Source organism: Croceicoccus esteveae (genome assembly GCF_031846435.1).
In the GTDB taxonomy this organism is placed as follows: Bacteria; Pseudomonadota; Alphaproteobacteria; order Sphingomonadales; family Sphingomonadaceae; genus Croceicoccus; species Croceicoccus esteveae.
The window spans coordinates 93,975-111,546 of record NZ_JAVRHS010000002.1 but is presented as its reverse complement, the minus strand read 5'-3'; the positions used below and the strand labels follow the sequence as shown (position 1 = coordinate 111,546).

Below are 17,572 nucleotides of genomic sequence, written 5' to 3'. Positions count from 1 at the left end.
CTTCATTTGTCGGCACAATCTATAAAACTGTTGCATAATTGTCGGCAGGACCAGCGCAATGGCGCACGCCGGCTTCTCATGCCGTCCCGATCCGGAACAACTTGCACCCTCCTGCGATCGCGACGCGAGCGTGGTGTAGGATGCTGGCGTGCCTAATCCAGAACCTGCGTCTGAAATCTCGGATCCATGCGCCAGGATCGAAACCGGTATGCGGACCGGAAACCGGGAGGATGGCGATGGAGAACGGGTCGCTCCAGCGACTGGAAAACGAACGCCGGTTCCATGATCAGCGGTTCACCGACGAGACGCGCGGCGAGCAGGAAAGCTTCTATGCCGCAATAAAGCACGGTTCGCAGGGATTCGGAAGCCGGGTGAGGCGGTTGGCCAAGAATGCTGACCTGCTTGAATATGGCTGTGGAGCAGCAATGCGGCGCCACCTCGTCGCCAGCAGTGCCAGGACACTCACCGGCATTGATATAACACAGGTGGCGGTGGATAGTGCTGCCCATACAGCGCGGGAACAAGGGCTCGACAATACCTGCTTCATGGTCATGACCGCCGAGGAACTGCGATTTGCGGACAACAGCTTCGATCTGATCTTCGGCAGAGGCATCATCCACCATCTGGATCTTGCAACGTGCTACAGAAGTCTCTCACGCGTGCTGCGCCCGGGTGGCACGGCAATCTTCTGGGAACCGCTCGGCCACAATGTTCTGCTCAACTTCGATCGCGAGCATACGCCGCAGGCACGCACCATCGACGAACATCCACTGATGCGGGCTGATTTCATGCTTGCAGAACGGCATTTCGGAGCCTGGATGCTGACGTTTTGCGGCCGTACCACCATCTTGTCGGTTCCCGTGCGCGACACCAGCTTTGGTGATCGCATGCTGGCGCTACTGGGCGAGTTGGACGCTGCCCTATTTAAAACGCCGGTTCGCTGGTATGCGTGGCACGTCATGATGGAATTGCAAAAGGCTCGGAAATGATCAGCAAAACGACGCGAACCACAGTCGCTCTTGCAGCAGGACTGGTCGCCATTGGCGCAACCGTCGCGCTGACGGGCACGCCTACCGTTGCGCGGACGCCGCCTGTTGCCGGTGCGCCCGCATTTCTCGATCAGCTGGAAACGCTCGACAAAAAGCGGTGGAGCGTATCGGACGGCTGGTCGAATGGGTCATGGACAGCGAACGACTGGCGCAAGTCGCAGGTGCGGATCGAGGATGGGCTGCATCTCACACTTGCGGCGAACAAGACCGACAAGGCAAATTTTTCCGGTGGTGAGGTGCAAAGCATCGACCGCTACGGTCACGGATATTACGAAGCAAGGTTCAAGGCTGCGCCCGGCAGCGGTATAGTGACCGGCTTTTTTACGTATATCGGACCTCATTGGAAGAAGGAGTGGAACGAGATAGATGTCGAAATCGTCGGCAAACGGCCGCGCCACGTCCTGCTGACCTACTTCAAGGGCGACGAGAAGATTTCCAAGGAAGTTGCGCTGGGCTTCGACGCTACCGATTCATACCATGTCTATGGGTTTGACTGGCAACCCGATGCGATCCGCTGGTATGTGGACGGCAAGCTTGTCCATGAAGCAAAGGGCGCCAAGGTCCCGCTTCCAGCCGAGCAGCAGAAGATCATGATCTCGCTTTGGGGATCGGAAACGCTGACTGACTGGCTGGGCCCGTTCGACAAGGCAGCATTGCCGACATCAGCCGTGTTTACCTGCATCGGTTACTGGGAGGATTACAGACCGGGGCGGGGCTGCGCCGGCTGAGTTGCCGTATGAGCCCAGCCAGAGCTTCTGCCCGGACCTTATACCTGTGCGGCAGGTGCGTGATGATACGGCAAGCTTGTTGCGCATTGCCGGATTTTGCAAATTGATGTTGGACACAGGCGGGATACCTGCGCCATATCGCTGCGCATCGTCGGGCGGGGCGCAGTCGATCCTGTGCACGAAAACGGCCCGCCAGCCTGCTTGGAGAACCGCATGTCAGCGAATATCGCCGAACTTGAACGCCGCCGCGAAGCTGCCCGCATGGGTGGAGGGCAGCGCCGCATTGACGCGCAACATGCCAAGGGCAAGCTGACCGCGCGCGAACGGCTGGATATTCTTCTCGACGAAGGCAGCTTCGAAGAGGCCGGCATGTATGTGGAGCATAATTGCACCGACTTCGGCATGGATGAGCAGCATATTCCGGGCGACGGTGTGGTTACCGGCTCGGGCACCATCAACGGACGGCTGGTCTATGTCTTCAGCCAGGATTTCACCGTGTTCGGCGGTTCACTTTCCGAGCGCCACGCTGAAAAGATCTGCAAGATCATGGACGCGGCAATGAAGATGGGTGCGCCTGTGATCGGGCTCAACGACAGCGGGGGCGCACGGATTCAGGAGGGTGTCGCCAGCCTTGGCGGTTACGCTGAAGTATTCCAGCGCAATGTCATGGCGTCAGGCGTGGTGCCGCAATTGTCGCTCATCATGGGGCCGTGCGCGGGCGGGGCGGTCTATTCGCCGGCCATGACGGACTTCATCTTCATGGTGGAGGATTCCAGCTACATGTTCGTGACCGGACCCGATGTGGTAAAGACAGTCACGAACGAGGTCGTCACGCAGGAGGAGCTTGGCGGGGCAAGCACGCACACGATCAAGACCAGCGTAGCCGACCTCGCGTGCGAGAATGACATTGTCGCACTGCTGCAGGCGCGTGAGTTCTTCGATTTCTTGCCATTGTCCAACCGGGAGGATGTGCCGGTCCGTCCGACCAACGATCCTTGGGACCGGGTCGAGGACAGCCTCGACACGATCATTCCTCAAAATGCCAATCAGCCTTACGACATGCACGAAATCATCCGCAAGACGCTGGATGAAGGCGATTTCTTCGAGGTGCAGCCAAGGCATGCCGGCAACATCATCTGCGGGTTCGGCCGGGTGGAGGGGCGCACCGTGGGCGTCGTCGCCAACCAGCCGATGGTGCTGGCCGGCGTGCTCGACATCAATTCGGCCAAGAAGGCGGCGCGGTTCGTGCGCTTTTGCGACGCGTTCAACATTCCCATCCTGACCTTCGTCGACGTGCCGGGGTTCCTTCCCGGCACCGCGCAGGAGCATAACGGCATCATCAAGCACGGCGCCAAGCTGTTGTTCGCCTATGCCGAGGCGACGGTGCCCAAAATCACCGTCATCACGCGCAAGGCTTATGGCGGCGCGTATGACGTCATGGCGTCCAAGCATCTGCGCGGCGATCTGAACTATGCGTGGCCAACAGCGGAAATCGCGGTGATGGGCGCCAAGGGAGCAGTCGAGATCATCTTTCGCGGCCTGTCCGACGACCAGATCGGGGACAAGACGAAGGAGTACGAAGACCGCTTCGCCAATCCGTTCGTCGCTGCGTCCAAAGGGTTCATCGATGAGGTCATCATGCCCCATTCGACACGGCGGCGCATCGCACTGGGTCTGCGCAAACTGCGCACAAAGGAACTGTCAAACCCGTGGAAGAAGCATGACAACATCCCGCTGTAGGAAGCGCGCATGACGAAGCTTGCCCGGTTCGGTCTGATCTTTATCGCCATCATTGTGATCATCAGCGTTGTCGTGGGAGTGCTGACATGAAACTTGGCCGGATGAACCATGTCGGGGTCGCGGTGCCCGACATCGATGCCGCCATCGTGCATTACCGCGAAACCATGGGCGCTGCGGTCGTGACCCGCCCGTTCGATCTTCCCGAACAGGGTGTGCGCGTCTGTTTTGTTCATACACCCGGCCACGGCGGCTCTGAAGGCACGCAGGTGGAACTGCTCGCGCCGCTGGACGACCAGTCGCCCGTCGCCGGTTTCATGGCGAAGAATCCAGCCGGCGGGCAGCACCACATCTGCTATGAAGTGCCGGACATCGCCGCAGCCCGTGCCGAATTCGAAGCGATGGGCAAGCGGATCCTCGGCCCGACGCGGACGGGCGCGCATGGCACACCCATCTTCTTCCTGCACCCCAAGGATATGCAAGGCATCCTGACCGAGATCATGGAGACACTGCGTGAGGAGACGCACTGATGGCTTATCGCTTCATCACCGCCGACACGGTGGATGCGGTCACCACGCTGGCGATCGCGCGACCGGACAAGCTGAACGCGCTGACCCCCAATGTCTTTGCCGAACTGAATACCGCGATCGATGCATCGCTGGATGAAGGTGCGCGGGCCATCGTGCTGACGGGGGAGGGACGGGCGTTCAGTTCGGGCGCCGACCTCATGCCCGATGGCGCAGGTTACGAAGGCTTGCCCGAAGATCTTGGCGACATCCTGGAGCAGCATTACAATCCTTTCATCCTGCGGTTGATGGCGCTGCCAGTGCCGGTGATTACCGCGATGAACGGTCCCGCGGTCGGCGCGGGACTCGCGCTCGCGCTGGCCGGAGACGTTGTGGTGGCAGCGCGTTCTGCGTATCTGCTGCTGGCGTTTGTCAATATCGGGCTTGTCCCCGACGCGGGTGCCACATGGCTGGTTGCCCGTTCGGCGGGGCGCGCACGGGCAATGGAAATGGCATTGCTGGGCGAGAAGATGACGGCAGCGGATGCGCAGACCATCGGTCTTGTGACCCGCGTCGTCGACGACGAGACGGTTCTCGCCGAAGCACAGTCGATCGCTGCACGCCTCGCCAAAGGCGCGGGCAAGGCGATCGGCATGATCCGCGCCCAGGTTAATCACGCGGTTGATGCCAGCCTCGTTGATGTGCTGACGAATGAATGCGTGAACCAGCGCAAGGCAGGGTTCACCGAAGATTTCAGGGAAGCGCTGGCCGCCTTTGGCGAGAAGCGTGTGCCTGTTTTCAAAGGCCGCTGAGGCCAAGGGATCAGATGATGAACAGCAGTTCCGACAAGCCCACGATCGAGCAGCACACAGGCGAGGACAGCGGTGCTGTATCTGCAAGTTCGCCGCCTTCGCCAACGATCAACACGACCGCCCCGACGCTTGCCGATTGGCAGCAGCTTGCCGGCAAGGAAGTAAAGGGGCGCGATCTTGCCTGGCAAACGCCCGAAGGTATCGAAGTCAAGCCGCTTTACACCAAGGCGGATGTGACGGGATGGGAACCTGGTCTGCCGGGTTTAGCGCCTTATACCCGCGGCGTGAAGGCGAGCATGTATGCCGGCCGGCCATGGACGATCCGGCAGTATGCAGGCTTCTCCACGGCCGAAGAATCGAATGCTTTTTACCGGCGCAATCTTGCCGCAGGCCAGAAAGGGCTGTCAGTTGCATTTGATCTGGCAACGCATCGCGGTTACGATTCCGATCATCCACGCGTGGTGGGCGATGTCGGTAAGGCTGGCGTCGCCATCGATAGTGTCGAGGACATGAAGATCCTCTTCGACCAGATCCCGCTCGACAAGATGAGCGTGTCGATGACCATGAACGGCGCCGTGATCCCGTGCCTTGCCTTCTACATCATCGCGGCCGAGGAACAGGGCGTCGCGCCCGACCAGCTGACCGGAACGATCCAGAACGACATCCTGAAGGAGTTCATGGTCCGCAATACCTACATCTATCCCCCTGAACCCAGCATGAGGATCATTTCCGACATCTTCGCCTATACGGCGGACCACATGCCCAAGTTCAACAGCATCTCCATTTCCGGCTATCACATGCAGGAAGCCGGCGCGACGCAGGTGCAGGAATTGGCCTTCACCATAGCCGACGGCATGGAATATGTGCGCTACGGCGTCAATTCCGGGCTGGACATAGACAGGTTTGCCGGGCGGCTGTCGTTCTTTTTCGCCATCGGCATGAACTTCTTCATGGAAGTGGCGAAGTTGCGCGCCGCCCGCACCCTCTGGCATCGCGCGATGACGCAACTGGGTGCGCAATCCGAACGGTCGAAGATGCTGCGCACCCATTGCCAGACCAGCGGCGTTTCGCTGACCGAGCAGGACCCCTACAATAACGTCATCCGCACCACGGTCGAGGCGATGGCCGCCATGCTGGGCGGGACGCAATCGCTCCACACCAATGCGCTTGATGAAGCGATCGCGCTGCCCACCGATTTTTCCGCCCGGATTGCCCGCAACACGCAAATCGTGCTGCAGGAAGAGACGGGGATGACTAATGTGGTCGATCCGCTGGGCGGGTCCTATTACGTCGAGGCGCTGACCAGCAGGCTGGTGGACGAGGCGTGGGCGATCATCGAACGGGTGCAGTCAGAAGGTGGCATGGCCAAGGCCGTTGCCGCAGGCTGGCCCAAGGGCATGATCGAGGAAGCCGCCGCCGCGCGTCAGGCCCGCGTTGATCGGGGCGAGGACGTGATCGTCGGCGTCAATAAGTTCCGGCTGGACAATGAAGACAGCATCGAGACGCTGGACATTGACAACACCGCGGTTCGAGAAGCGCAGATCCGGCGGCTCGAGCAGACGCGGTCCGGACGCGACGAGGCGCGATGCCGTGCGGCACTTTCCGCATTGGAAGCTGGTGCAAGAGGCGACGGTAATCTGCTGGCGCTCGCTGTGGATGCGGCGCGGGTTCGAGCCACTCTAGGCGAAATCTCGGATGCAATGGAACGGGCTTTCGGCAGGTATGAAACCATGCCCAAGCCGGTCAAAGGCATCTACGGCAAGGCCTATGCCGGCGACGCACGGTACCAGGCCGTGCTAGACGGCGTGGAAGCGGTCACCCGCAGGCTGGATCGTGCGCCGCGTGTGCTGGTGGCCAAGATGGGCCAGGACGGGCATGACAGAGGTGCCAATGTCGTCGCGTCGGCCTTTGGTGACATGGGCTTTGACGTAACCACCGGGCCCTTGTTTCAGACCCCGCAGGAAACGCTGCGGCTCGCGCTTGACCGGGATGTCGACATCGTGGGCGCATCATCGCTGGCTGCCGGGCACAAGACGCTGATCCCTGAACTGATTCGCTTGTTGAAGGATGAAGGACGCAGCGACATCATCGTGACAGCAGGTGGAGTAATTCCGTCGACCGATTATGAATTCCTGCGCAATTCGGGCGTGCAGGGCATTTACGGGCCGGGCTCCAACATCGTGGAATGCGCAGCCGACATGTTGCGGCTGCTGGGACACAACATGCCGCCCGCACAGGAAGAGGACGCCGCATGACCAAGAGGCAGGAAACGCTTGCCGTCCACGCAGGGACGCAGCCCGACCCGACGACAAAAGCGCGGATTACGCCAATCTATCAGACCGCGTCTTACGTTTTTGACGATGCGGATCACGCCGCCCGCCTGTTCAATCTGCAGGAATTCGGCAATATCTATACCCGGATCAACAATCCGACCTGCGCTGCACTGGAAGGCAAAGTCGCGGCCATGGAAGGCGGCGTGGGCGCGCTTGCGGTCGCATCGGGTCACGCGGCGCAATTGCTGGCGCTGCACCCGTTAATGGAGGCGGGCTGCGAAATCGTCGCCGCGCGCAAGCTTTATGGCGGCTCGCTCAACCAGATGGGACATGCGTTCAAGCGCTTTGGCTGGCACACGCATTTCGTCGATGCGGATGATCCCGCAAATGTCGCCGCCGCCATCAACGATCGCACACGCGCGGTGTTCATCGAAAGCCTCGCCAATCCCGGTGGCGTGGTGTCCGACATCGCGGCAATCGCGGATGTTGCCCATGCGGCGGGCATTCCGCTCATCGTCGACAACACCATGGCGTCGCCCGTGCTGTGCCGTCCCATCGAACACGGCGCCGACATCGTGGTTCAATCGACGACGAAGTTCCTGAACGGGCATGGCAATGCGGTCGGCGGAGTGATCGTCGATTCCGGCAAGTTCGACTGGACCGCAAGCGACAAGTTCCCGCAAATGTCGCAGCCCAGCCCCTCATATCATGGCATGGTCTTTGCAGAAGCGTTGGGAGAGCTTGGCTACATCGTTGCATGCCGCGCGCTGGCCTTGCGCGATCTTGGTCCTGCGATGGCGCCGATGAACGCGTTCCTGACGCTGACCGGCATGGAAACGCTTGCCTTGCGGATGGAGCGGCAGTGCGACAATGCGCTTGCGCTGGCCAAATGGTTGCAGGACAGGTCGGATGTGTCGTGGATCTCCTATGCGGGATTGAGCGACGATCCTTATCACCGGCTGGCGCAGAAATATCTGGGTGGAAAAGGCGGAGCGGTGTTCACCTTCGGCCTGAAGGGCGGCTATGACGCCGGTGTGAAGCTCGTCTCCTCGGTCCGGATGTTCAGCCATCTGGCCAATATCGGCGACACGCGTTCGCTTATCATCCATCCTGCCTCCACCACGCACCGCCAGTTGGAAGAGGCGGCGCAGAGGGAGGCCGGCGCCGGTCCCGATGTCGTGCGGGTCGCAGTGGGGATCGAGCACATCGACGACATCATCGCCGATCTTGACAGGGCGCTGTCCGCTGTATGACCCACGTGATCCGCAACGACTGGACCATGGGCGAAATCGCCGCATTGTTCGACCTGCCGTTCACCGCCCTGGTGTTCCGCGCCGCACAGACGCATCGTATGCATCATGCGCCCGATGTCGTGCAACGTTCCACCCTGCTGTCGATCAAGACCGGCGGTTGCCCCGAGGATTGCGGCTATTGTTCGCAAAGCACGTCGGCGAAAAGCGGGGTCAAGGCCACGAAGCTGATGGACGTGCGGCAGGTGTTGCAGGCCGCCGCGCAGGCAAAGGACAGCGGCAGCACTCGATTTTGCATGGGTGCGGCCTTTCGCAACCCGAAGCCGCGCGACATGCCGGCCCTTGCCGAAATGGTGCGGCAGGTAAAGGCGATGGGGCTAGAAACCTGCATGACGGCCGGCATGCTGGATACAGAGCAGGCGGAACAACTGGCCGATGCGGGGCTCGACTACTACAACCATAATATTGACACCGGTCCCGATTATTATGACCGGGTCATTACGACCCGCCGTTTCGGAGATCGGCTGGCAACGCTCGACCATGTGCGTGCGGCAGGGATGAAAATATGCTGCGGCGGGATTGTTGGCATGGGCGAAACCCGTGACGATCGCGTCGGCTTTATCCATGCCCTTGCCACCATGGAGCGGCATCCCGAAAGCGTGCCGGTGAATGCGCTGGTGCCGGTAAAAGGCACGGTGCTTGGCGACATGCTGGCCGATACGCCGCTGGCCCGGATCGACGATATCGAGTTTATCCGCACGGTTGCGGTGGCGCGGATCACCATGCCAGCCAGCATGGTCCGCCTGTCCGCCGGGCGCGAGAGCATGAGCGATGCGACGCAGGCGCTGTGTTTCCTGGCGGGTGCCAACTCCATTTTTTCGGGTGACCGGTTGCTTACTGCTGATAACGCAGGCGATGATGCCGATGACGCATTGCTCGAGCGGCTGGGGCTTAGCGCCGCGCCTGTTGCAGAGCCGGCAATGACCTGACAGTCGCCAAGTCCAAGTTATTCGGCCCCGGCCGCAGTATGCCAGATGAAAGACCAATGCCGATGTTCAAGAAAATCCTGATCGCCAATCGCGGTGAAATCGCCTGCCGTATCATGAAGACCGCCCGGCGGATGGGGATCGCAACCGTGGCCGTCTATTCCGACGCCGATGCGCGCGCGCCTTTCGTGGCGATGGCGGACGAGGCAGTGCATATCGGACCTTCACCGGCGGCCGAAAGCTACCTCGTTGCAGACAGGATCATTGCCGCTGCCAAGGCGACCGGCGCGCAGGCGGTGCATCCGGGCTACGGCTTCCTGTCTGAACGAACCAGCTTTGCAGAGGCGCTCGATGCGGCCGGCATTGCATTCATCGGTCCACCCATCAACGCCATTGCCGCGATGGGTGACAAGATCGAATCGAAAAAGCTGGCGATGAAGGCGGGCGTGAATGTGGTGCCGGGTTTCGTCGGCGAGATCACCGATACCGAGCATGCAGTGCGCATCGCGGCCGAGATCGGCTATCCGGTCATGATGAAGGCGAGCGCGGGCGGCGGCGGCAAGGGCATGCGGCTGGCCTGGAGCGAGCAGGATGTGCGCGAAGGGTTCGAGGCGACCCGGCGCGAAGGATTGAACTCCTTTGGCGACGACCGGGTGTTCATCGAGAAGTTCATCGAAAACCCGCGCCACATCGAGATCCAGATCCTGGGCGACAAGCACGGCAACATCATCTATCTTAACGAACGCGAATGTTCGATCCAGCGCCGGCATCAGAAAGTCGTCGAGGAAGCGCCATCCCCCTTTGTCACGCCAAAGATGCGCAAGGCGATGGGCGAACAATGCGTCGCACTGGCGCGCGCGGTCGATTATTATAGCGCGGGCACGGTGGAACTGATCGTGTCAGGCGCCGACCCCACCGGTGAAAGCTTCTATTTCCTTGAGATGAACACGCGGTTGCAGGTCGAGCATCCGGTGACCGAAGCGATCACCGGTGTCGATCTGGTCGAACAGATGATCCGGGTCGCTGCCGGCGAAAAGCTGGTCATGACGCAGGACGATGTGAAAATCGACGGCTGGGCGATCGAGAACCGTGTTTATGCCGAGGATCCGTATCGCGGGTTCCTGCCGTCGACGGGCCGCCTGGTGCGCTATGATCCGCCGGTGCACGGGTGGGAAGGCGGATTGCGCGGTGTTGACGGCATTCGCGTCGACGATGGGGTGCGCGAAGGCGGCGAAGTGTCGATGTTCTACGATCCCATGATCGCAAAGCTGGTCACCTGGGGCGAAACCCGTGACGAGGCAGCCGATCTGCAGATTGCGGCGCTCGACGCGTTCGAAATCGAGGGGCTCGGCCACAACATCGATTTCCTGTCCGCAATCATGCAGCATCCGCGCTTCCGGTCTGGCGAGCTGACCACCGGCTTTATTGCAGAGGAGTATCCCGACGGGTTCGAAGGCGCGCCCGCAGATGCCACGCTGCTGCACCGGCTGGCCGCGATCGGCGCCTTTGTCGCGACCGCGCGGGCGGACCGGGCCCGCCGCACAGATGGTCAGCTGGGCGATCGTCTGTCCCCGCCGAGTGACTGGATTGTCGCGTCAGGAGATGTCTCCATGCGGGTCATCGTCTCAGGCGACAGCATTCTTGTCGATGATCAGCCGGTCGATCTTGCCATGGAATATGCGCCCGGACAGCGGATGGCACATGCCGTTTTTGACAGTGGCGATGGTGATGATGCAGGTGAGACCATGTCGGTCGGCATCGAAGCGGTGGCGACAGGTCTTGTCCTCACCACGCGCGGAGCACGTCATCGCTTGCGGATCTTGCCGGCGCGTTTTGCCCCGTATCAGCGGCACATGATCGAAAAGACGCCGCCCGATATGTCGAAATTCCTCGTGTGCCCCATGCCGGGGTTGCTGGTGGCGCTGCATGTCGCGCCCGGCGACCGGGTCGAAGCGGGCCAGCCGCTTGCTGTGGTGGAGGCCATGAAGATGGAAAACATCCTGCGCGCTGAAAAGGCAGGGACAGTAAAAACCGTCAACGCAGAAGAAGGTTCAAGCCTGGCTGTCGACGCGATCATCCTGGAACTGGAATGACGGCGGCAAGGTAGAGGGAGGCGTCGGTGGATACCTTGGGCTCGATGTTCTGGGACAACTGGTTCGGGGTCGAACGCGTCATCGTCATGACGCTGTGCGCTTATGTCGGGCTGATCATCATCCTGCGCATGGTCGGCAAACGATCGCTGGCAAAATTGAACGCGTTCGATTTTGTCGTGACAGTCGCGTTGGGGTCCACGCTTGCCAGCATCCTGTTGTCCAAGGACATTGCCTTTGCCGAAGGCATGATGGCTTTCGTGATGTTGTGCGGATTGCAGTGGATCGTATCGAAATTGTCCGTCCGCCGCGATGGATTCAAGAAATTGATCCGGTCAGATCCGCGGCTGATCCTGGAAAATGGGGAATTCCTGCACCAGGCGCTGCACGATGAGCGCGTGACCCACAGTGAAGTAATGTCTGAAATTCGCAAGCATGGCTTCGCCGACCTTGAGGATATTGCTGCGGTCGTGCTGGAAAGCGATGGCACGTTCAGCGTCATTGCCCATTCCAAGGCGACGACGCGCAGCGCACTTGATGATGTGCGCAACACAGCAGACGAAAATGGCAAATAGGCAAACGCAGATCATCGAGGCAATGACCGATCTTCCATCATCGACCACGATACATCATGTTTCCTGATCCGTGGTCCGGTGTGGTGAGTACCGCCTTGATGACAGTGGCAGCTTATCTCTGCCTGATCATCGTGCTGCGCATTGCCGGCAAACGCTCGCTCAGCAAGCTCAATCCCTTCGATTTTGTCGTGACAGTGGCGCTTGGCGCTTTGCTTGCGTCTATAATTCTTCAACCGGGAACAGCGTTGATCGACGGATTGGTCGCGGTGGCAGGGCTCCTGCTCCTGCAGGGTCTGGTGGCTTCCATGTGCCGCAAATCGGCTCGCTTTGCACGGTTGGTCCGCTCTCCGCCACGGCTGCTGCTGACAGATGGTGTCATCCACGAGAATGCCTTGAAACGGGAAGGCATAACCCGTGCCGAAGTCGAAGCCGCCATTCGCAAGAATGGCCATGGCCGGATCGAGGATGTAACTGCCGTCGTCGTGGAATCGAACGGCAAGTTAAGCGTGATCTGCGCGCAAAGTGCAGCACAATGCAGTGCCTTGCGCTCAGTGCTCGGCCCCGATGAACGCAGCAGCTAGGCCAATTCGGCGTCAAGGAAGGCGGCAACATCGGCAAGCGCGACATTCCTGTAAAGGAATGCCTTGCCTATTCCGCGCATCAGCACAAATGGCAGATTGCCGCCCACCATCTTCTTGTCATGCGTCATATGATCGGCCAGCTGAGCTCCGCTGCAGTCGAGTTCCAGCGCTGCGAGGCTGATCGGCAGGCCGGAGCGGGAAAGATGGCGGCTTATCCGATCGGCGTCACTGGCTTCCATCAAGCCTGAACGCACGGAATAGCGCGCGGCAAGCACCATGCCGACGGCAACTGCCTCACCGTGCAGCAGGCGGTCACTATAACCTGTTTCTGCCTCAAGAGCATGACCGAAGGTATGGCCAAGGTTGAGCAATGCCCGCTCGCCAGTCGTTTCGCGTTCGTCGCGCGTAACGATCCGTGCTTTTGCCGTTACAGAATGAACAATCGCCTGCTGACGTGCCTCTGCGATGCTGCCTTCCACCGCACTTTCGCTCAAAGTCTGGTCAGTCTCGCCAAGCACGTGAGTTGCGTGCCGCTCACACCAGCTGAAGAAGGAAGCGTCGCCGATCAATCCGTATTTCACTACTTCGGCATAGCCTGCGCGCAGTTCCCGTAGCGGCAGGGTGGACAGCGCGGCCACATCGGCAAGCACCAGCGATGGCTGATGAAAGGCTCCGGCTAGGTTCTTGCCCGCAGCGGTGTTGATCGCGGTCTTGCCACCAACGCTGGAATCAACTTGCGCCAGCAAAGTGGTGGGAACCTGGATGAACCCGCAGCCCCGCTTCACCATTGCAGCGGCAAGCCCGGCCAGATCGCCGATGACCCCGCCGCCAAGCGCAACGATGTTGTCCTGGCGATCGACGCCCTCATTGAGCAGGAAATCCACCGCCTGTTCCAGCCGCTGCCAGACCTTGGTCGCCTCGCCCGCAGGGAGGATCAGCCACCTAGCCTGCCTGCCTGCCCCGGCAAGTGAGCGTTCGACCACATCCTTGTAAAGCTGCGCCACATTGACATCGGTGATGATCGGCACCGTCGGCTTGTGCAGAAATCCGTCGCAATGCTGCGCGATGTCGGCGATCAGCCCGCGACCTACTCTCACATCATAGGCCCGTCCTTCAAGAGCAACCGCCACGTCATGCACAAGGGTCATCGCGTATGCTCCAGCAAGGCGTGAAGGATCTGGGCGACCGTATGGGAATGCGGACCGTTGTCGCTGACCACCCGGATTGGCGCCTGTGCATAGGCCGGGCCGCGCTCCTTCGCCAATGCCGTAAGGACCGTGCGTGGATCGCGATCGATGAGCAATGGGCGGTGCTGCCGCCGGCTTACCCTCCTGACCAGCACATCGATGTTGCTGTCCAGCCATACGGCAATTGCCTGATCGAGGATCAGCCTGCGCGTTTCTGGATCGACGAACGCACCGCCGCCTGTCGCAATTACCGCGCTGCTGCCGCTGTCCTGCCGGAGCAACCGCGCGATCACCCGCCGTTCTCCGGCCCGGAATCCTTGCTCGCCCAGATTCTGGAAGATATCGACAATCGGCATTTGCGCTGCCTCGACGATGGCCTCATCGGCATCCACGAAGTTCATGCCCAGCGCATGTGCAAGCCTGCGCCCTACCGTGGATTTGCCAACCCCCATCAAGCCGACCAGCACGATCGGGCGGTCAATGCGCCGCGCAAGCTGTGCAATGTCTTTGGGAGACGGCATGCGCCGCAAGGGGTCGGGCAGGTTTGCAGAACCTGATCGCCCGCGTGACTGATGGTGTGCGTCGTCCATTGCAGCAATGCCTATAGATGCGCTAGGCACCGGCGCAAGCGCAGGGGTGCCGGTTCCTCGAAACAGGTCCGGACAAAGGCGCAAGTTTGGACCTGATGCGGCGGCAGGACGAAATGCTGGATGTCAAAAGTATCTATGTGACAGGAGCGGTGCTGCTGCTTGTCCTCCTCTATGCCTTCATCGATGCAGGACGTGTAGAGCCGCGCCTCATCACGCAGCAGGTCGTGCTGACGCCGGGAGCCGGACAATGAACCGTCGCACGATGATTATAGCAGCGTTGCTTGCAGGGGCCCCGCTGGTGGCATTGCAGGCACAGGACGCACCGCGATCGCTCCTCCCGCCCGGCATGGAAGATCCTGCGCCGCCGGCGCCAGCTTCACGGCCGCCGGCTCCCAATGCGACACCTGCCACTCCACTTCCAGCCGGTCGGGCACCGCAGAACAATCAAGGCGGTCCTCGCGCTGCTCCTGCCAGCGAGAGCCGTCCCCCGCCACCCGCCGCCCGTCCGCCTGCTGTATCGCCGCGTCCTGTCGAACCACGTCGCGTCGCGTCGCCTGCACCGGGGAATACTTCGGCAGCCGAGTCCCGCCAGCCCGTCCAGCAGGCGAGCGGTGGCGATCAGGCGGCACAAGATGCCCGCGCTGCGGCACTGGAACAGGTGGCGCGAGCCCGATCAATTCTGGCGCGGCTGCGAGACGGGCAAAGCCTTGATGCGGCCGAAACAGATGAACTGGACAAGCTGCTCGGCTTGTCGCCAATCGTCGACATTCCAGCGTCCGTGCGCCGCAGCACCTTGAGAGTGGGTCTGCTTGGGCCTGGCGAGCGCGGCATGGCACAGGACTCGCTGGCCGGAATTTCAGGCACTTTTGTACGCAATGTGCTTGCCGGGATCCAGGCGCCGCTGGTATCGCGATGGGGGCACATCCTGCTGCGTCGGGCGCTGGCGAGCAGGCTTCACCACCCTGCCGGCCTTGATGGAGCAGAATTTACGGCATTGCGCTCTGCCCTGCTGCTCCGCCTGGGAGAGGGAACAGTGGCGCGCGCGCTTGTGCAGCAGATCGACACCGGCGACTATTCTCCCGCGCTGATCGGTTCCGCGTATGAAGCGCATCTTGCGACAGGCGATATTACTGGCGCATGTCCGATGGTACGCCTGCACGGGCCTTCGCGCGACGATGCAGAATGGCAATTGCTGCGTGAAATCTGCGCGACCTATTCAGGTGAAGCATCCGGCATGACCCGGCTGCAAAAAGCATTGCGCCGCGCAGAAGAGCCGGCGATCGACGTGCTTCTGGCCCAGAAATACGCAGGAGCGTTCGGTGCCCAGCGTCGTGCTGTCACCATCGAGTGGGACGACGTCGATGACCTGACGCTCTGGCGTTTCGCGCTGGCAACCGCCACAGGCGCCGCTGTACCTGAAAAACTGATGGCAAACGGCGGGCGGCGTTTTGCCCTGCTTGCTGCGACATCGCCCAGTGTCGATATCGTCAATCGGTCGCATTCGGCGCAGGCAGCGGCTTCGGCAGGTATCCTGTCGAGCACGGCGCTCGTGGATCTGTATTCCCGCCTTTATGAAGCGGCTGATCTTGATAAGGACGTCAAATCCCGCGCCACGCTCCTGCGGGAGGCTTACGTTGCTGCTCCGGCGGGGCGACTTACCGCGATCCGGTCCATCTGGGACGATGCGGATGATAATGACCGCTATGGCTTCATGGTGCTTACGGCTTATGCGGCAGCGCGGCTGCCTCCGGCGGAGCAGTTTGCAGACGCCGCCGGACCGCTCATCGGATCGATGCTTGCGGCGGGTCTGGACCGCAACGCGATGCGCTGGGCAGAGACGGTGCCGACCGGATCCTTGGGTTGGGCGCTGCTGACGCTCGCAGACCCTGCGCCGACCAGCCAGACAAGTGAAGGTGCGCTCCGCAGCTTTGTCGACAATCAGGAGGTAAGCAACCGCAAGGCGTCGTTCCTGGTGGCGGGGCTTGCCGGCCTTGATCGTCTCGATGCTGGTGATGCGCGTGAACTTGCCGATGAGCTTGGTTTTGACCTGGACCGGCGCACACGGTGGAGCCAGGCAATTGGCCAGGCAGGACAAAGAGGCAACCAGCCGCTTGTCGCTTTTCTGGCCGCCCTTGGTATGCAGGGGCAGGATTGGAGCAAGATGACGCCGTTCTTCCTGTACAGCATGATCGCCGCGTTGCAGGCATCTGGCCTTGAGGCAGAAGCCCGCATGATCGCCGCAGAGGCAGTGGCGCGCGGGTGAAAGGGCAGCTTTGCCCATGACTTCGGGTGACGCTGATGCAGTTCAGGATTTCCTGACGATGCTGGCGGTTGACCGCGGCGCAGCGGCCAATACGCTGGCAGCGTATGCAAGCGACCTGGCGGCGGCGCAGCAGATCCTGCCCGCGCTTGCCAACGCGCAATCCCACGAGCTTGCCGCCCTTGGCAAGGCATGGGCGGATCTTGCACCGTCGAGCCTTGCCAGGCGCTGTTCCGCCTTGCGCCAGTTCTACGGATTTCTGTGTGACGAGGGCTTTCGCGCCGACGATCCTTCGGAGGCATTGCCGCGCCCGCGCAACAGGCGTCCCTTGCCTCGGGTCCTGAGCCACACCGATGTGGAGCGGTTGCTGGTGCAGGCAGAAGAAGATGCAGCTGGCGGTGAGCTGCTGGCCGTGCGCATGCTGGCCCTTCTGGAACTGCTCTACGGATCGGGGTTGCGCGCAACCGAGCTTGTCTCCCTCCCGCTGGATGCGGTCCCGCGTGACGCACCGCTGCTTACCGTGAAAGGCAAGGGCGGGCAGCAGCGGATGGTGCCGATCAGCGGACGGGCAAAGCTCGCCCTGGCCCGCTGGCTCACCATCCGGGCCACAACTCCCCAGGCGCAGTCACGCTTCCTGTTCCCCTCTCGTAAACAGCACATCTCGCGCGTGAGGCTGTTTCAACTGCTGCGAAAGCTGGCGGTTGGTGCCGGGATCTCCGCCGAGGCGGTGAGCCCGCATGTGTTGCGGCATGCCTTTGCGACCCATCTGCTCGAAGGCGGTGCGGATCTGCGCGTGCTGCAGACCCTGCTCGGGCATGCCGATATCGCCACCACCCAGATCTACACCCATGTCGATGCCGCGCGTCTGGTTGCGCTGGTCAACGATCGTCATCCGCTAAGGTCTTCTTCGGGACTGCAGCCATGATGTGCGTTGACGCGGATCGGCGC

16 protein-coding genes are annotated in these 17,572 nt (G+C 61.3%); 14 read left to right on the top strand and 2 right to left on the bottom strand.

Annotated features, from left to right (window positions below; all coding sequences use genetic code 11):
- Positions 1 to 236 precede the first annotated feature (236 nt).
- The 11 genes from RM533_RS03370 (at position 237) to RM533_RS03320 (ending at position 12,587) form a co-directional block, all read left to right on the top strand.
- Positions 237 to 989 carry a class I SAM-dependent methyltransferase gene (locus RM533_RS03370; protein ID WP_311339803.1) on the top strand — a complete coding sequence of 251 codons (753 nt, stop codon included), beginning with the start codon at positions 237 to 239 and terminating at the stop codon, positions 987 to 989.
- A complete protein-coding gene (locus RM533_RS03365) occupies positions 986 to 1,777 on the top strand; it encodes a family 16 glycosylhydrolase (protein ID WP_311339802.1) in 792 nt (263 codons plus the stop codon). Before RM533_RS03370 ends, RM533_RS03365 begins: the two co-directional genes overlap by 4 nt.
- A gap of 213 nt (positions 1,778 to 1,990) precedes the next feature.
- Entirely contained in the window at positions 1,991 to 3,517 is a 1,527-nt protein-coding gene (locus tag RM533_RS03360; RefSeq protein WP_311339801.1) for an acyl-CoA carboxylase subunit beta, read from the top strand.
- Positions 3,518 to 3,603: 86 nt separating this feature from the next.
- A complete protein-coding gene (mce, locus tag RM533_RS03355; protein WP_311339800.1) occupies positions 3,604 to 4,044 on the top strand; it encodes a methylmalonyl-CoA epimerase in 441 nt (146 codons plus the stop codon).
- On the top strand, positions 4,044 to 4,832 hold the full coding sequence (locus RM533_RS03350) for an enoyl-CoA hydratase-related protein (protein WP_311339799.1): 789 nt from the start codon (positions 4,044 to 4,046) through the stop codon (positions 4,830 to 4,832). Before mce ends, RM533_RS03350 begins: the two co-directional genes overlap by 1 nt.
- A 17-nt stretch (positions 4,833 to 4,849) precedes the next feature.
- Positions 4,850 to 7,087: a methylmalonyl-CoA mutase gene (gene scpA, locus RM533_RS03345; protein WP_311339798.1), complete on the top strand. Its 2,238-nt coding sequence runs from the start codon at positions 4,850 to 4,852 to the stop codon at positions 7,085 to 7,087.
- Complete coding sequence (locus tag RM533_RS03340) at positions 7,084 to 8,358, top strand: O-acetylhomoserine aminocarboxypropyltransferase (protein WP_311339797.1); 1,275 nt, start codon at positions 7,084 to 7,086, stop codon at positions 8,356 to 8,358. Before scpA ends, RM533_RS03340 begins: the two co-directional genes overlap by 4 nt.
- The gene (gene bioB / locus RM533_RS03335; protein ID WP_311339796.1) at positions 8,355 to 9,344 is read left to right on the top strand and encodes a biotin synthase BioB; all 990 of its coding nucleotides are present in this window, start codon (positions 8,355 to 8,357) and stop codon (positions 9,342 to 9,344) included. Before RM533_RS03340 ends, bioB begins: the two co-directional genes overlap by 4 nt.
- Positions 9,345 to 9,406: 62 nt before the next feature.
- On the top strand, positions 9,407 to 11,434 hold the full coding sequence (locus RM533_RS03330) for an acetyl/propionyl/methylcrotonyl-CoA carboxylase subunit alpha (RefSeq protein WP_311339795.1): 2,028 nt from the start codon (positions 9,407 to 9,409) through the stop codon (positions 11,432 to 11,434).
- Between the two features lie 26 nt (positions 11,435 to 11,460).
- Positions 11,461 to 12,006 (top strand): DUF421 domain-containing protein, encoded by a 546-nt coding sequence (locus RM533_RS03325; protein WP_311339794.1) that lies wholly within the window; start codon positions 11,461 to 11,463, stop codon positions 12,004 to 12,006.
- Between the two features lie 56 nt (positions 12,007 to 12,062).
- Positions 12,063 to 12,587, top strand: a complete 525-nt coding sequence (locus RM533_RS03320) for a DUF421 domain-containing protein (RefSeq protein WP_311339793.1) — start codon at positions 12,063 to 12,065, stop codon at positions 12,585 to 12,587.
- Here the strand turns inward: RM533_RS03320 and aroB are convergent.
- Entirely contained in the window at positions 12,584 to 13,735 is a 1,152-nt protein-coding gene (aroB, locus tag RM533_RS03315; RefSeq protein WP_432265016.1) for a 3-dehydroquinate synthase, read from the bottom strand. The genes RM533_RS03320 and aroB overlap by 4 nt on opposite strands.
- A complete protein-coding gene (locus RM533_RS03310) occupies positions 13,732 to 14,295 on the bottom strand; it encodes a shikimate kinase (RefSeq protein WP_311340151.1) in 564 nt (187 codons plus the stop codon). Before RM533_RS03310 ends, aroB begins: the two co-directional genes overlap by 4 nt.
- Before the next feature lie 164 nt (positions 14,296 to 14,459).
- Between RM533_RS03310 and RM533_RS03305 the strand changes: the two genes are divergently transcribed.
- The 3 genes from RM533_RS03305 to RM533_RS03295 are packed head-to-tail and all read left to right on the top strand — an operon-like array spanning position 14,460 to position 17,549.
- The gene (locus RM533_RS03305) at positions 14,460 to 14,615 is read left to right on the top strand and encodes a hypothetical protein (RefSeq protein ID WP_311339792.1); all 156 of its coding nucleotides are present in this window, start codon (positions 14,460 to 14,462) and stop codon (positions 14,613 to 14,615) included.
- On the top strand, positions 14,612 to 16,627 hold the full coding sequence (locus tag RM533_RS03300) for a hypothetical protein (RefSeq protein WP_311339791.1): 2,016 nt from the start codon (positions 14,612 to 14,614) through the stop codon (positions 16,625 to 16,627). Before RM533_RS03305 ends, RM533_RS03300 begins: the two co-directional genes overlap by 4 nt.
- A 16-nt stretch (positions 16,628 to 16,643) precedes the next feature.
- Positions 16,644 to 17,549 (top strand): tyrosine recombinase, encoded by a 906-nt coding sequence (locus RM533_RS03295; RefSeq protein WP_311339790.1) that lies wholly within the window; start codon positions 16,644 to 16,646, stop codon positions 17,547 to 17,549.
- The last annotated feature ends 23 nt before the right edge of the window (positions 17,550 to 17,572 follow it).